This window comes from Fibrobacter sp. UWB13 (assembly GCF_900177805.1).
Classification (GTDB): Bacteria; Fibrobacterota; Fibrobacteria; order Fibrobacterales; family Fibrobacteraceae; genus Fibrobacter.
This window is the reverse complement of sequence record NZ_FXAX01000002.1, coordinates 381477-395722: the sequence shown is the minus strand read 5'-3', so window position 1 is coordinate 395722 and position 14246 is coordinate 381477. Positions and strand designations below refer to the sequence as shown.

13 protein-coding genes are annotated in these 14246 nt (G+C 49.4%); 10 read left to right on the top strand and 3 right to left on the bottom strand.

Going from position 1 to position 14246, the window contains the following annotated elements; translation table 11 throughout:
* Positions 1-26 precede the first annotated feature (26 nt).
* The 9 genes from lptC to B9Y77_RS11320 all read left to right on the top strand — a co-directional run bounded on the left by lptC (position 27) and on the right by B9Y77_RS11320 (position 9424).
* The gene (gene lptC, locus B9Y77_RS11360; RefSeq protein WP_254900015.1) at positions 27-731 is read left to right on the top strand and encodes an LPS export ABC transporter periplasmic protein LptC; all 705 of its coding nucleotides are present in this window, start codon (positions 27-29) and stop codon (positions 729-731) included.
* On the top strand, positions 731-2074 hold the full coding sequence (locus tag B9Y77_RS11355) for a hypothetical protein (protein ID WP_085491717.1): 1344 nt from the start codon (positions 731-733) through the stop codon (positions 2072-2074). Before lptC ends, B9Y77_RS11355 begins: the two co-directional genes overlap by 1 nt.
* Positions 2071-2808 carry an LPS export ABC transporter ATP-binding protein gene (lptB, locus tag B9Y77_RS11350; protein WP_015731958.1) on the top strand — a complete coding sequence of 246 codons (738 nt, stop codon included), beginning with the start codon at positions 2071-2073 and terminating at the stop codon, positions 2806-2808. The genes B9Y77_RS11355 and lptB overlap by 4 nt, the downstream gene beginning before the upstream one ends.
* A gap of 8 nt (positions 2809-2816) precedes the next feature.
* Positions 2817-4448, top strand: a complete 1632-nt coding sequence (rpoN, locus tag B9Y77_RS11345; protein WP_085491716.1) for an RNA polymerase factor sigma-54 — start codon at positions 2817-2819, stop codon at positions 4446-4448.
* A 185-nt stretch (positions 4449-4633) separates the two neighbouring features.
* Positions 4634-4951, top strand: coding sequence for a ribosome hibernation-promoting factor, HPF/YfiA family (gene raiA, locus B9Y77_RS11340; RefSeq protein ID WP_014545957.1), 318 nt, complete (start codon positions 4634-4636; stop codon positions 4949-4951).
* Positions 4951-5979, top strand: coding sequence for an HPr(Ser) kinase/phosphatase (gene hprK, locus B9Y77_RS11335; RefSeq protein ID WP_073424744.1), 1029 nt, complete (start codon positions 4951-4953; stop codon positions 5977-5979). The genes raiA and hprK overlap by 1 nt, the downstream gene beginning before the upstream one ends.
* Positions 5972-6889: an MlaD family protein gene (locus B9Y77_RS11330; protein WP_085491715.1), complete on the top strand. Its 918-nt coding sequence runs from the start codon at positions 5972-5974 to the stop codon at positions 6887-6889. The genes hprK and B9Y77_RS11330 overlap by 8 nt, the downstream gene beginning before the upstream one ends.
* Positions 6890-7104: 215 nt before the next feature.
* Positions 7105-8820, top strand: coding sequence for a carboxypeptidase-like regulatory domain-containing protein (locus tag B9Y77_RS11325; protein ID WP_085491714.1), 1716 nt, complete (start codon positions 7105-7107; stop codon positions 8818-8820).
* Positions 8821-8950: 130 nt separating this feature from the next.
* Positions 8951-9424, top strand: a complete 474-nt coding sequence (locus tag B9Y77_RS11320; protein WP_014545954.1) for a TraR/DksA family transcriptional regulator — start codon at positions 8951-8953, stop codon at positions 9422-9424.
* 69 nt (positions 9425-9493) lie between these two features.
* On the opposite strand, the gene B9Y77_RS11315 is transcribed toward B9Y77_RS11320, so the two are convergent.
* From B9Y77_RS11315 to B9Y77_RS11305, 3 genes are all read right to left on the bottom strand, one after another.
* The gene (locus B9Y77_RS11315; protein WP_085491713.1) at positions 9494-10537 is read right to left on the bottom strand and encodes a serine hydrolase domain-containing protein; all 1044 of its coding nucleotides are present in this window, start codon (positions 10535-10537) and stop codon (positions 9494-9496) included.
* Positions 10538-10836: 299 nt separating this feature from the next.
* Positions 10837-11151 carry a hypothetical protein gene (locus tag B9Y77_RS11310; protein WP_014545952.1) on the bottom strand — a complete coding sequence of 105 codons (315 nt, stop codon included), beginning with the start codon at positions 11149-11151 and terminating at the stop codon, positions 10837-10839.
* A 45-nt stretch (positions 11152-11196) separates the two neighbouring features.
* Positions 11197-12093, bottom strand: a complete 897-nt coding sequence (locus B9Y77_RS11305) for a coiled-coil domain-containing protein (RefSeq protein WP_085491712.1) — start codon at positions 12091-12093, stop codon at positions 11197-11199.
* Between the two features lie 247 nt (positions 12094-12340).
* On the opposite strand from B9Y77_RS11305, the gene uvrC reads away from it, so the two are divergent.
* The gene (gene uvrC / locus B9Y77_RS11300) at positions 12341-14200 is read left to right on the top strand and encodes an excinuclease ABC subunit UvrC (protein WP_085491711.1); all 1860 of its coding nucleotides are present in this window, start codon (positions 12341-12343) and stop codon (positions 14198-14200) included.
* The last annotated feature ends 46 nt before the right edge of the window (positions 14201-14246 follow it).

The window sequence follows — 14246 nt, the reverse complement described above, 5'->3', positions numbered from 1 at the left end:
CACAATTTTTGCAGAACATTCAAAATATGCTTACACCGGCTTCTCGCTTGTGGGGCGTTTTCGCGTGTGCCATTTTAGCTGCATTTTTGCTTGGTTGCGAAGAAATCGAAGAACCCAAGCCTTGGATTCGCGTCGAGCGCCCGCAGATGCTCTTTACGGATACGACTCTTCTCGACAGCTACGATAAGGGCGTGCTCAACTGGCGCCTGAAAACCGCTTATCTGGAACGCTGGGCCGACAAGGAAATCGTGACGGTGCGTCCGGTGTTCGTGGACATTTACGATTCCATCGGCGAGCGCGTGGCGTTCTTGCGTGCGGACTCCGGCAGTCTCGACATGACGTTCACGTACGTTTACGCTTATGGTCACGTTTATGCGCTGACTCCGAAGGGCGCCTCGGTTCGTGCCGATTCGCTCCTTTGGAACAAGAAGGATAATTTGGTCAGAACCGCAAGCTATGTGCGCGTTGTGTCCGAAGACGGCGACGTGTTGCAGGGCGTTGGTTTTGAAAGCGATGCGCAGTTCGACAACTGGAAAATCCTTTCGAACGTGACGGGCATTTTCCAGGATGCGGCAAAGCGCATGAAGGATGAAGACAAACGACAGGCTGAGGCGGAACGTCTAAGCAATCCACCGTCCTCGTCATCGCAGGCTCCAAAGCCTGCATCTTCACCATCCAGGAAGGCTCCGCCACGCGGTCTCCCGCTCAAGCCAAAGGCAGGGAAACCGTGATGAATTTCCGCGCATTCCTCTTCATCGCAACAACCTTTCTTGCGTCTACTCTCGCATTTGCGCAGTCCTCTCCGCTGATCATGTACCACGCCGACAACCTCGACGTGTCCCGCAAGCGCGGAACTCTCCTCTTGACCGGCAACGTTCATTTTGTGCATGATAGCGTTGCCTTCAAGACGCAGCGCGCCTCCTGGAACCGCAACAGCGAAACAGTTGAATGTGGCGGCGGGTTCCTCTTCACGCACCCGTCCGGATTCGTGCGCGCAAGGAACGGCTCTTACCAAAGAAAGAGCGAAATTGCAATTGCCTCCGGCGAAGTGAGCGCAGGCGATTCTGCGGGCAATTACCTCATGACCGGTCAATACCTCAAGTACGACCGCAAAGAAGACATCGTGACAATTCCGATGTCGCCAAGACTTTATCAGTACGAAAAGCAGAAGGACGGAAAAATCGATACTGTAAAGATTGAATCCAAGTTCCTCGTTTTCGACAAGAAGAACAGCTTTGCGCAAGCCTTTCAAGATGTAAAGCTCACGCAGAAAGATCTCGTGGTCACTTGTGATACGGGTTACTTTAATCGCAAAGATAACTGGCTCAGCATGAAGGGCCACCCGACTTGCGATATGAAAAATTACCACCTCACGGGCGATTCCATTTTTCTCGTGCTCGATGAAACGGGCAAAATGCTCAAGTCCGCACTCGTGATTCGCAACGCGCACGGCGTCCAGAACGAAGCCCCGAAGCGTGGCAATCCCGGCAACGTGACCGAAGCCTTCGGCGACACGCTCTACTGCGAATTCAAGAAAGGGAAAATTGAACGCCTTTACGTGAACGTGAACGCTAAGGGTTTTTTCTACGAAACGGATTTGAAGGAATACCGCAATTTGATGGATGGTGACCGCCTCGATTTGTATTTTAAAAAAGGTCGCATGGACCGCGCAGTTGTTTCGGGTAAAGCGCAGAGCACTTACTTCTACGTAAAAAAGGATAGAACGGTCTCCGGCAAGAACGAGGCAACGGGCGACACGATTCACATCTTGTTCGATGCTCAGAAGAACGCGGTGAAGTCGCTCAAGCTCATGGGCAGAAAGACAAATGCCAGTGGGCGATTTATCGACTTGGAAAAGGCGAACCGTATCAAGGAAAACGCCAAGAAGGATTCGCTCGCAAGGCTTGATTCGCTTGCCGCAAAAGAAAAAAGTTCAAAGAAAAACTTGACAGAAAGCGATTCAACGACGATAAAGAAATCAGCGAATGATAAAAGGTTGAGAAGTCTTTTAAACCGTCGGAGAGAAAAAGGAAAGCCGACGGACGAATCTGCGAAAACGGAGGACGCACAGTGAAAAATTTGGTTAGCACGATACGCACCGACAAGCTGCGCAAGATTTATGGCCACCGTCAGGTGGTGAGCGATGTCTCCATTCAAGTTTCGCAGGGCGAAATCGTCGGGCTCCTCGGTCCGAATGGTGCCGGCAAGACGACCACGTTCTACATGATTGTGGGTATGGTCCGCCCGGATGCAGGCCACATCTTTTTGGACGATATCGAGATGACGGACAAGCCAATGTACAAGCGCGCCCGCCTCGGCGTGGGCTACCTCCCGCAAGAAGCGTCCATCTTCCGCAAGCTCTCTGTTGAAGACAACATCATGGCGATTCTCGAAACGCAAGACATGAAGCGTGCCGAGCGCAAAAAGAAGTTGGAACAGCTCCTCGAAGAATTCAAGATTACGCACATCCGTAAGACGAAATCCATGAGCTGCTCTGGTGGCGAACGCCGCCGCTTGGAAATTGCACGAGCACTTGCAAGCGACCCCTCGTTCCTCTTGCTCGACGAACCGTTTGCGGGCATTGACCCGATTGCCGTTGCCGATATCCAGTCCATTATTTCGGAACTCAAGGACCGCGGCATGGGCGTGCTCATCACGGACCACAACGTGCGCGAAACGCTTTCGATTACGGACCGCGCTTACATCATGTATAAGAGCCAGGTGCTCACGGAAGGTTCTTCGCAACACCTCGCTGAAGACCCGGAAGCACGTCGTATTTATCTCGGAGATTCTTTCCGTTTGGATTAGGAGTTATTATGAATCTTGGAATGCAGGCAAATATCGGACAGACGCAGGAGCAAACACTATCTCCTGCGCTTCTCCAGTCTGTGAAGATGCTTCAGAAAACTTCGCAGGAACTGGAAACCGCCATCAAGGAAGAAGTCGAAGTCAACCCGCTCTTGGAAGTGGACGATGGCGACTTTGACGATCAGGAAGTTCCCGTCGACAAGGACCCGGAAGAACTCGATCCGCGTGCAGATTCGGATGAATTCCCTGATGATATCGAGGACATGGCTCGCGGTTCTTTGGACGATACCGCCGATGTCGATAGCAGCTACCTCGATGGCGAATCTTCGGATGTGAACTGGGATAGCTATTTGGGTGATGGCACATCGTACGATGACGCTCCTTTTAACGATTTGAATTCTGGCGGGAAGGACCCGGACGAAGATTGGGACCGCCCGATCAAGGACGTGGGCAAGAGCTTGCAGGAACAGCTCGAAGACCAGCTCCGCCTTTGGAACGGCACCCGCGAATTGCAGGAGCAGCTCCAAGAAAATGGCGTTACTGAAGAACATTTCCGCAAGTTGGTCCAGTACCTCATCAACTCCATAAACGATGATGGATTCCTTTGCGATGCAAACCGCGACAATGAATCCGAAGCGATGGTTGTCCAGTCGGACGACAAGTACATTGACGAGATTGAACGCGTGCTCCGTGGGGAACTCAAGCTCGAAGACGCAAGCCTCCCGGTGCGCGAAGCGGTTCACGTTTTGCAGTCCTTCAAGCCGAGCGGCATTGGTGCCCGCGACCAGCGTGAATGCTTCTTGATCCAGGCATACGCAATTCCGAATTTCCCGAGCCTTGCTATCCGCATTCTCGAAGAAGAATACGAGAATCTTTTGCAGCTCCGCTATGCAAAAATTGCAAAGGCGTTGAACGTTTCCGCCGACGAAGTCAAGACGGCTGTTGCAAGCCTCTCGCGTTTGCGCCCGCACCCGGGCTTCCAGCTTTCGCATTCGTATTCGCACATTATCAATGCGGATTTGAAGGTTGTCGAAAAGAAAGGCAATTACGAAGTTGTCTGCTTCAAGACCAAGATGCAGAAGTCGCTCCGCATCAACCAGACGTACAAGGCGATTCTCACGGACCCGTCTGCATCGAAGCAGGACAAGGAATATGTGAAGGCGCAGCTCGCGAAGGCGACGGACCTCATCAAGGCGGTTGATAACCGCTTCTCGACGATTGAGCTTGTGATGCGCGCGATTGTCAAGCGTCAGCGCGGGTTCTTCGAAAACGGCCCCGCATTCCTTAAGCCGATGATTCTCCAGGATGTCGCTGACGACGTTCATTTGGCTGTGAGCACGGTGCAGCGCGCGACTGACCAGAAGTACGTGGAAACGCCTTACGGCATGTATGAACTTAAACAATTCTTTACGTCTGGTGTGAAGCAGGGCACAGCCCCGGATGCCGAAGAAGTGGGTTCTGCGCAGATTATCGACGCCATCAAGACGCTCATTGACGAAGAAGACAAGTCATCTCCGCTCTCTGACCAGGACATCAGCGACGAGCTTTTGAAGCAGGGAATCAAGGTGGCACGCCGTACAGTCGCCAAATATCGCGAAAAAGAACTCAAGATTTTGCCAAAGAACCAAAGAAAGCGCTAAAAAAAAAGCGAAATTTCGGCAATTCGCTATAGCAAATATTCCAAGATGGAACGAATTTTTTTGCAAAATCCAATTTAGTTGTGGACTTTTGAAAAAAAAAGATGTATATACTTTAATTGCGGAACGCAAGTTCCAAAATGTTTTAAACGTAAATAAATCGTAACATTAACATACGGAGGTTTATCATGGATATTCAGTTTTCTGCTCGTCATTTTAACGCATCGGCAGGTCTTCAGGACCGTATTCAGGAAGAAATGGATAAGTTGGCCAAATTTTACCCGAATATCACTAGCGCCTCTGTAATTCTCGATCACGAAGTTGAACACCAGCGTCATTGCGAAATTTCTGTCAACATCACAGGTTCCGTCATTGTCGCTTCTGCCGACGAAGAAAACATGGGCAAGGCAGTTGACGTAACGCTTGAACGTATCAAGGTCCAGCTCAAGAAGGCCAACGACAAGCAGAACGATCACAGATCTCAGCCGGTTTCCGAACTCACGTAATGGCTGATAGATTAAATGACATCAAGATCCTGCACCGGGAACGCTACCCGGTGCGGGACTTTTTTATCCGCTACGGCAAAGATTTGCAGATGGTGCAACATTGCCCCGATGAGGACATGAACTCCTGCATCGAAGAAAGCGGAATTCACCGCCCTGGCCTTGCCATGGCTGGTTATACTAAAGTTTATAGTTCGCAGCAGATTCAGGTGATTGGCCATACGGAATGGAATTACCTGGAATCGGTTGGACCAGAAGCGCGAACGAAGATCTTTGAAAATTTGTCTGTATTCCGTGCGCCGATGTGGGTCGTGACGCATGCGCAGACTCCGCATGATGAACTCAAGGCAATGTGCAACCGCTTGCATATTCCGCTGTTCTCGACAACGCTTCACACGTTTGAATTTTTCAAGATGGGCCAGAGAATTCTCGATGAATTCTTTGCTCCGCATGCCGTGATTCACGGAAGCCTCGTGGACGTCTATGGCGTGGGCATGCTCTACGTGGGCGATAGTAACGTCGGTAAGTCCGAATGTGTACTTGACCTTGTCGAAAGCGGGCACCGCATGGTGGCAGACGATGTGGTTCACATTAGCCATGTCGGAAACTCCATTATTGGACGCCCGGATCCGCTGATCCGTCATCACATGGAAATTCGCGGTGTGGGCATTTTGGACATTCGTTCGATGTTCGGTATTCATGCCATTCGTAAAGTCAAGAAAATCGAAATGATTGTCGAACTCCAGCAGTGGCGTCAAGATGTTTCGTACGAACGCACCGGCCTCAACGAAATGGAAGAGAACGTCATGGGCGTGAATATCCCGAAAGTGGTATTGCCTGTGGCACCCGGCAAGAACATGACCGTGATTTCTGAAGTGATAGCCATGAATGTCCTCATGAAAATGAGCGGGCAAAACGTGGCTCGGGACTTCAATGAGTCCTTGATGCAGAAGATTAAGGCGAAGGCGAAGGGTGAATATACGGATGATTTGCTAGATTTTAATCCGCAGAACTGGTCTTTCTATGAATAGTTTGCTGTTTAAAATCAAGAAAAATTTTGTAGCAAGTCTTATTTTTCTCGTTATCGTGGTCTCGTGTGGGCTGGCGGCTTATTATTTCCATCCGTCTAGCCCGTACCACAAGCGTTATACGTTTGTCGTAAAATACGAAACGATCGGTACGCTTTCTCCTGGAAACCTTGTGCGCGTCCGTGGCATTGCGATGGGCGAGATTGTCGATGTAAAGCTTACGGACGAAGCCGTTTATGTTTCTGCTCGCGTGCTTGCCGATGCGAAAATTCCTGTGAACTCTGAATTCCGTCTCGTGACTGCAGGCCTCATGGGCGAGCGCGAAATGAGCATCATCACCGGTAACTCTAGCAAGCTTGTGGCCGATGGCGATACTGTCAGCGGTCTTTACGACGAGGGTACTTCCGGGATTTCGAAAAACTTGACCGCCGTGTTCAAGGATATTGGCGATATCAAGCAGATGGTTACTGAATTTGCAGATTCGTTGACTGAAGGTGAAACCGGTAAGCGTATGGAGCGTGTCGGCAAGAAAGCCAAGAAACTCATCCGTGTGACGAATGCCGATATCCGCAAGTGGAAATCCATGGTGGATGAACTGCTCGACGCTTATCACGAAGCGGGCGAAAAGCTTGAACGCTCGTTGCAGGAACTTTCGGACCGCGGTGGCGAAACCGCGACAAAGGCAAACGAAGCTATGGACCGCGTGCGTGCACTGTTGGACCGTGTTGATGCTTCAAAGAACGAGGCGCTTGCCATTGTCACCAAGTTTGACGAAAGTGAAGGCTCGGCAAGAATGTTCCTCGATAAGTCTTCTAAGTTCCACAAAGACTTCGATTTGCTGCAAAAAGACTTCGATGCGTTGCTCAGTGGCGTCAAAAAAGACGGCCTCAAGCTCAACGTAGATATCTTTTAGTAGGCAGTAGAAAGTAGACAGTCGGCAGTTTGTTATTAGTTAATTGCTTTTTGCCTTTCTAAGCGTTGTCATGCCCGACTTGATCTCTTTGACTACTTGCAGCTTTGCTGCTTAGTAGTCATGATCCGCGTATGGGGAGGGCATCTCCTTTTAAATTATTTTGTAATTTATATTTAGTTTGCAAAACGTTGTATGTTTGCAATAAAGGAGAAAATATGCTTGGATTGAGGATTACTTTTCTGTTTGTCGTATTGCTCTTGGCTGCTTGTGGAGACGATCCTGCGTCAGTGAATGAAGGTGCTGGTAAAAATACAGGAGCTGAAGCTAAACCTGAAACTAAGCCTGAAACCAAGTCTAATCCTTCGATTTTTGAAGTGTGCAGCGATGACACGACTTCTGTGAAATATTATCAGGAACCAGATCCTGGAACTCCACCAACAGAAACGGCAGTACATCTTGCCGGTTATGTGACTGATACGGCTGGCATTCGCGTTCCGCATGCACATCTCTATCTTGCCGAAGTCGATTCTGTTACCCACCACACTTACGCTGTGGATTCCGCAGAAACGGATTGTGATGGTCACTATTCATTTGGCTTTGTCGATAGTGGCAAAAAGGACAGGACATTTAGAGTCTTGGCAAAGGTCTATTCGATTTCAGGAACGCCGGATTCCATGCTTGGGTATATGGAAAAATTTAATTGGTGGCGAGAGAAATCCTCTTTGACGTTCAATATACAAGTTGGCGCTCCGGCTTCAATGCGGCTTTACACAAACTATGTGACTCGCACTGATGATTTGGATTCAATCTGTTTCCATGGAACATTTATTTGTGGGCGGTTGACCAAGGAAGACTGGGAACGTGGCTATACGGTGATTACGGGACTCCCGATGGGCAAAATCGGGGACCATTACGCATGGCATGGGGATGAACACACAGATGCGTCTACGACAATTGAACTTGAACCAGGCGACACTCTCTATGTCAGTGATTACGCTGCTGGGTATCCTATAGATTCCGTTGAGGTTTCTTTGCCTAAAGCGGCGACGCAAATTCTTGAATCTGCGGGCTTGGAAGCTTCGCTTGAAAAATTGTTTGTTCCGATGATCCGTTTTACAAATCCCGGGTCTTACGATCCCCATTCCTTGATTGATGAAATGGGAAACTACGTTATGTTTGAAAGTGCCGAAAATGAATCGGTCGAAAACCGTAATTGGTTTACGTTCCCTGTAATGAAAAAGGATCCTGTTGTGGCGCACTGGTTGCTCTGGGGCTGGATAACGGATGCTGACCAGTCTAGGAATGGAAGTATAAAGCATTTGTTGGCAACTGTTGAACCGGAAAAGGTGTTCGATGACACGCTTTTCAACTTTCACCACGATGTTTTTGAAATGTGTGCTGTTTATAAAAGCCATCAAGAAGATTTGTCAGGAGTGACGGCTTTGGGGAATGGTTGTAAAGTTATTGATGAATACAATTGGCAAGAAAATGGCTTTGCGGTGAGTTTTTGGGCACAGGCTGATGGGTCGGCGAAGGACGGAACAGTGCTTTCTATCGGTAATGATACTCTTGGGATAAAAATGGCTCGGTGCGAAAGCGATTCAAAGTCGATATGCTTCAATTCTAGTGAAGGAAAATCGACGGACAAAAATTATGGAAAAGCGGAATTTTTTGATGGAAAACGCCATCATGTCTCGTTTGCCATTTATGAAAGACATGTCATTGTAATGGTAGATGGCGAAGTCGCTTATGAAGCGGATATGGATTTTGATGAATTATTTGAGGGTAAAATTTCTGGAATTCGCGTTGGTGCGTATGCGCTGAACGATTTTGTGATATTCCGACCGGGCACTTATGTCCACAAGACGGATGACAAGGATTGGAGTCGTTTTAGGGCATGGCTCACGGCGTTCTATGAATTGCAAAAGTAAAATGAGTCTTTTTTACCGACTTATCAACAATTTTTTTTGAAAAATAATATTTTAATTGTTCTTTTTTGTAAAAAAAAGATAATTTAAAGCGGTGCTTATCACAGTGTAACTCACAAAGAAGGAGTTTAATATGGCTGAGAAGAAACCCGTAAAGATGAGCGATGCTGATCTTAAGTTCTTTGAAGAAATGCTTTTGGAAAAGAGACGCGAGCTTGTGACCGCCCAGAGCGATTCCGAAAAGGCTAACGTGTTCTTGGACCAGAAGAATCAGTCCGGTGACGGTGGCGATTCCGAAGGTGCAGATTCTGCAACGGATATCAACTCGCTCGAAACCAACCTTTCATTGGCAGCCCGCGAAGGCAAGTACCTTGTTTATTTGGAAGAAGCTCTTAAGCGCATCAAGAATGGAACTTTTGGCGTTTGCAAAATCTGCGGACAGCTGATTCCGAAGGCGAGACTCATGGCTGTGCCGACGGCTACCAAGTGCGTGAACTGCAAGGAAGAAACCAAGAAAAAGGAAATCCTTGACAACCGCATGGAAATGGCTAAGATGTTCGCTGAAGCCCAGCGCAAGGAAATGCTCCGCAAGGCCGCTGGCCGCTAATTTGTCATTCCTGCCCCTGAGCGGGAATCCCCTTTAAAAAAACGACCCGTACCGCGGGCCGTTTTTGCTTTATTCCGAAATAGCGCCGAAGAACGCGTCCGCAAGCGTGGCGCGGAATGCGTGAATCCTGTCGGCGTTCGGTTCGCGATGCGGGTAGGTGAAGTTGCTGAGGAGAATGATGGCGCCTCCCTTGTCTGGGTCGGCAACGATGCTTGCACCCGTGAATCCCGTCTTGCCGAATGCCTGCGGCGAGACCTTTGTACCCATGAACTTGCTTGCGTTCAGTTCCCAGCCGAGGGCGGTCTCTGCTCCGACGTTATCGGCGAGGGCGTTGTGGCTCACGATGTCGAGGATTCCGGCAGGGGCAATTTGCTTGTCTTCGAACTTGCCGTCCATCAAAATCATTTTCACGAACTTTAGAAGGTCGGGTACGCAGCTGAACATGCCGGCGCTTCCGACGGGGAAAAGCTTTTGCAGAACCCAGGCGCTTTCGTCGTGGACTTCACCCTGGATTTCGCGATGGCGGAACTCGCAAAGCTCGGTCGCCGCAATTTCTGATTTCGGGACTCGCGTGAGCGGGTTGTAGCCCGAGCGCGTCATGCCGAGCGGCGTAAAGAATCGTTCGTTACCTTGTTCCTGCAAGTTCTTGCCGGTAAGTCTCTGCAACAAAATACCAAGCAGCACGCTTGCGGGGTTCCCGTAATTAAAGATGGTACCCGGAGCGGCGGCGAACTGGTACGTGTAAAGGGCGTTGAGGATCCCTTCGGGCGAGAGCGTTCGCAATGTCTTCATCGGCACTCGGTAATCGAGACTGTGCGTGAGCAGGTGCGAAACGTAAATCTCGTCACGGTAGTTTGTCTTGAGTTCCGGAATAAAGTCGATGACTTTGGCATCAATGGAGAGCTTGCCTTCGAGAATGTACGAGAGCGCAAGCGTCGAGGTGGGGCAGACTTTCGTGAGCGACGCTATGTCGAAAACTGTATCTTCGGGGGTGTTGAGCGTAACGGTGTGGCTTGAGCCGTCTGGGAGCAAATAACCAACGACGGCCTTGTCAAAAATATCTTCGGATTCTGCTTTCTCTAAAAGTTCGGATAGTTTTTCGGAGATCTCCATTTTCGCCCCAGTAAATTTTGCCACAATAAAAAAAGGGCATCTCCTACGGTACGAACACTCGAAACTACTATTTTACAATGATAGCAGCGCCTCGGGGATTTGTTTTTCGCGTCGATGCGCGCCTAAACTGAACCACAAGAGCAACGAGCTGATTTATTCCTGTTAGATCGGGTGTAAAATCCGTGGGATGCCCACGTATAATATATGTTTCTTGAGGACCAAAAACAAGGGAAAAACACAAAAAAATCTCGGCAAAAATACCGAGATTTCGTAAGTGTATTAAATGTATCCGGATTGGCTTAAACTTGGTTGTCGGCTTTAGGGAGTCCCTCGTCCAACTGGAGCGAAAGTTCCCTAAGGTCCTTGTCCATCAGGTCGTGGTATGTTTTGGCCTTGCGCAATTGCTTACGCAGCTCGACAATCTCGGAAGTGAGTTCCACAGCCAGTAGGCACAGCTGCTTTTTCAGTTCCAGTTTAAATTTCGAGGAATTATCGAGACGACTTTCGATGAAATCGACGATTTCCTTCAAGTCCGTATCGGGCAAGTCTGTGCGGATGTGGATGCGTTCTTGAGCGACGTTAATGCTGACTGATCTAAGTGTCTCGTTTGCCATATTATTTCATTCCTACGCCGAATGGATCGTTATCCAACAACCACCTTAGCCGAAAAAACCGGGTTGCGAGCCTCCATTGCTCGCGAACAGGTCAGGGTTTTCTTCTTGAGGTTTATTTTCAGCCTGCTGTTCTGGTGCTTGTTCTGCAGCCGGCTCGTTGATATTGATTTCGGTGCCGAGTTCGCTTTCGATCGTAGAAAGGAGCTGTTGGAACTTGCTCTGGGCTTCGGAAATTTCGTTGCCCTGGTTCTGGACCTGGTTGTTAAGGTTGTCAATGATGTCGTTTTTTTCAGCGATCTGACCGTTGAGGCAATCAATGATGTTGTTCTTTTCGTCCATCTGGCCGTTGAGGGAATCAATGATTCCGTTCTTTTCGGCGACTTGACCGTTGAGGGCATCGATGATGCCATTCTTTTCGGCGACCTGACCGTTGAGAGCGTCGATGATTCCGTTCTTTTCGGCGACCTGACCGTTGAGAGCGTCAATGATACCGTTCTTTTCGTTGATCTGTCCGTTGAGGCTGTCGATAATGCCATTCTTTTCGTTAACTTGTCCGTTCAAGGAATTGATGGCGTTGTCCTTTTCAGCGACCTGACCGTTGAGAGCGTCGATGATTCCGTTCTTTTCGGCGACCTGACCGTTAAGGGCGTCAATGATACCATTCTTTTCATTGATTTGAGCGTTCAAGTTGTCGATAATGCAATTCTTTTCGTTGATGGCTTCGTCCTGTGCGGCAGCCTGGTTGGCTCTTGCATTGAGGGCGGCTTCGTAGTCGGCGATCTTTGCGTTAGCAGAGTCCAACAAGTTTTTCTGGTCTTCTGCCTGGGCGTCTTTGCCTTCGAGAAGCTGTTTGAGTTTGGCGTTTTCTTCACGCAGGGCGCGTACTGTTCCGAGGACGCTTTCAACCTTCTGCGACAACAAGTTCATGTTTTCGAAATTCATTATTTCTCCATATTTGGCGGGGTGCGAAACTTACTACGTAAGATATATAAAATTTTCTTGTAACTAGAGTATTATAAAATGTAAAATGACCTTTGTATTTTCGTTTTTTTGAGGCTTTGCGATCTCCTGTCTTTTATGCTGTCATCCCCGATTTATTCGGGGATCACCATTTCATAAATGAGAAAAGGTAAGGGGTTGATTTTATTGGGGCGCGACAATATAAAAAATTAAATAGATTTGAATTTACATGATTCCTGTAAGTGAACACATTGAGCGACGACTGGCGGAACTCCCTCTGCTACCTGGGGTGTACATCATGAAGAATGCCCAGGGGAAGATCATATATATAGGGAAGGCGAAGGTCCTGAAAAACCGCGTGTCTAGCTACTTTGACGGCAGCGACCATGCCGGTCACCGCGCGGCCACCTTGATGCTCCCGTATATCCGCGACATCGAGTGGATCATCACGGAAAGCGAAACAGAAGCGCTTATTTTGGAAGCAAATCTCATCCGAAAGCATACGCCTAAGTACAACGTATTGCTCAAGGACGACAAGCATTTTCCGTATTTGGCGTTCTCTGTGAACGAGCCGTTCCCGAGGCTGTTTTTGAGCCGTTCGGTCAAGAAGGATGGCTGCCTGTATTATGGTCCTTATATGAGTTCGCGCATGATCCGCCAGCTGCAAGATATTGCGGCGAGGCTGTTCCAGATTCGTGAATGCAAACTGAAGTTGCCACTCAATCGGCCGGTGCGTCCTTGCCTTAATTATCACATCGGGCGTTGTGGTGCTCCGTGTGCAGGGCTCGTGACGCGTGAAGAATACCAAAAGAAAGTTGCACAGACGCAGATGCTTTTGGGTGGCAAACGCGATGACTTGATTGCACTTTGGGAACGCGAAATGCTCGAGGCGAGCGAACGAATGGATTTCGAGACGGCGGCGAAAAAGCGTGATGCGATTCAGGCGCTCAAGGCGACGAGTGCGCACCAGAAAACAGATGTGTCCGATGCGAGCCTCTGTGTGGATGTGCTTTCGCTCAAGCGGAATGGCACGATGGCTGCCGCCGTGATTTTCGAGTACCGCAACGGCGTGCTTTGTGGGCGCCGCCACTACCGTTTGGAATGCAAGCTTGAAGATGACGAAACGGAAATTTTCCGCCAGATGGTGGTGCAATGGTACATGGACGTAGAATTTATTCCGGGCGAAATTGCAACGGATGTGCCCCTCCCGACGGACATGGCGGAGCGAGAATCTATTGAACAGGCGCTTGCGTCCAAGACGACGCACAAGGTCGTGCTCACGAATCCGCAGCGCGGCGAGAAGCTCGGGTTCCTGAAACTCGCCTCGGCGAATGCCGACATGATTCTCGTGGAAATGCGCGCCGAAGTGCAGAAGTACAGCGAAATCGACAGCAGCGTTTTTGAATTGCAAAAAGTTCTTGGCTTAAAGAAGACGCCGTTCCGCATTGAGTGCGTGGATATTTCCCATTTGTCCGGTACGAACACGGTCGCAAGCCTTGTGGCGTTCAAGAACGGGCGCCCTGACAAGAGCAATTACCGCAAGTTTATCATCAAGACTGTAACGGGTGTCGATGACTTTGCGAGCATGTGTGAAGTGATGACCCGACGCATCCGCCGTCTGGAAGAAGAAGGGATTCCGATGCCCGATTTGTGGGTGTGCGATGGCGGTAAAGGCCAGGTCGATGCCACGATGCAGATTTTAAAGGAGCTCGGTCACGATAAGGACTTGCCGCTGATTGGGCTTGCAAAGCGCCTCGAAGAAATCGTGTTCCCCGATGACCGTAAAAGCATTGTGCTGCACCGTACAAGCCCCGCGCTAAAGCTTTTGCAGAACGCCCGCGACGAGGCGCACCGATTCGCCATCACGTATCAGCGCTGCAAACGCAAAAAAGATCTCGAAGTCGAATGGCTCAAAATGCCGGGCGTCGGTCACGAAACCCGCATCAAGATTTTGAGCAAGTACAAGAGCGCTGAAGCGTTTATGGATGCCCCGCTCGAAGACATCATCGATTTGCTTGGAAAAGTCCGTGGCACAAAACTCCGCGAGCAAGTCGCTGAATATTGCGCTGGCCCCACTGAAGAATCGTAGCTCTTTCAGCTGTTATCCAATAACTAATGGCCAATGACTGTTGACC

What these genes read in the sequence shown, in the direction of transcription:
- lptC (WP_254900015.1), top strand. Translation starts at nt 27, where the DNA reads ATGCTTACACCGGCTTCTCGCTTGTGGGGCGTTTTCGCGTGTGCCATT.
- B9Y77_RS11355 (WP_085491717.1), top strand. Translation starts at nt 731, where the DNA reads ATGAATTTCCGCGCATTCCTCTTCATCGCAACAACCTTTCTTGCGTCT.
- rpoN (WP_085491716.1), top strand. Translation starts at nt 2,817, where the DNA reads ATGAATCTTGGAATGCAGGCAAATATCGGACAGACGCAGGAGCAAACA.
- raiA (WP_014545957.1), top strand. Translation starts at nt 4,634, where the DNA reads ATGGATATTCAGTTTTCTGCTCGTCATTTTAACGCATCGGCAGGTCTT.
- hprK (WP_073424744.1), top strand. Translation starts at nt 4,951, where the DNA reads ATGGCTGATAGATTAAATGACATCAAGATCCTGCACCGGGAACGCTAC.
- B9Y77_RS11330 (WP_085491715.1), top strand. Translation starts at nt 5,972, where the DNA reads ATGAATAGTTTGCTGTTTAAAATCAAGAAAAATTTTGTAGCAAGTCTT.
- B9Y77_RS11325 (WP_085491714.1), top strand. Translation starts at nt 7,105, where the DNA reads ATGCTTGGATTGAGGATTACTTTTCTGTTTGTCGTATTGCTCTTGGCT.
- B9Y77_RS11320 (WP_014545954.1), top strand. Translation starts at nt 8,951, where the DNA reads ATGGCTGAGAAGAAACCCGTAAAGATGAGCGATGCTGATCTTAAGTTC.
- B9Y77_RS11315 (WP_085491713.1), bottom strand. Translation starts at nt 10,537, where the DNA reads ATGGAGATCTCCGAAAAACTATCCGAACTTTTAGAGAAAGCAGAATCC.
- B9Y77_RS11310 (WP_014545952.1), bottom strand. Translation starts at nt 11,151, where the DNA reads ATGGCAAACGAGACACTTAGATCAGTCAGCATTAACGTCGCTCAAGAA.
- B9Y77_RS11305 (WP_085491712.1), bottom strand. Translation starts at nt 12,093, where the DNA reads ATGAATTTCGAAAACATGAACTTGTTGTCGCAGAAGGTTGAAAGCGTC.
- uvrC (WP_085491711.1), top strand. Translation starts at nt 12,341, where the DNA reads ATGATTCCTGTAAGTGAACACATTGAGCGACGACTGGCGGAACTCCCT.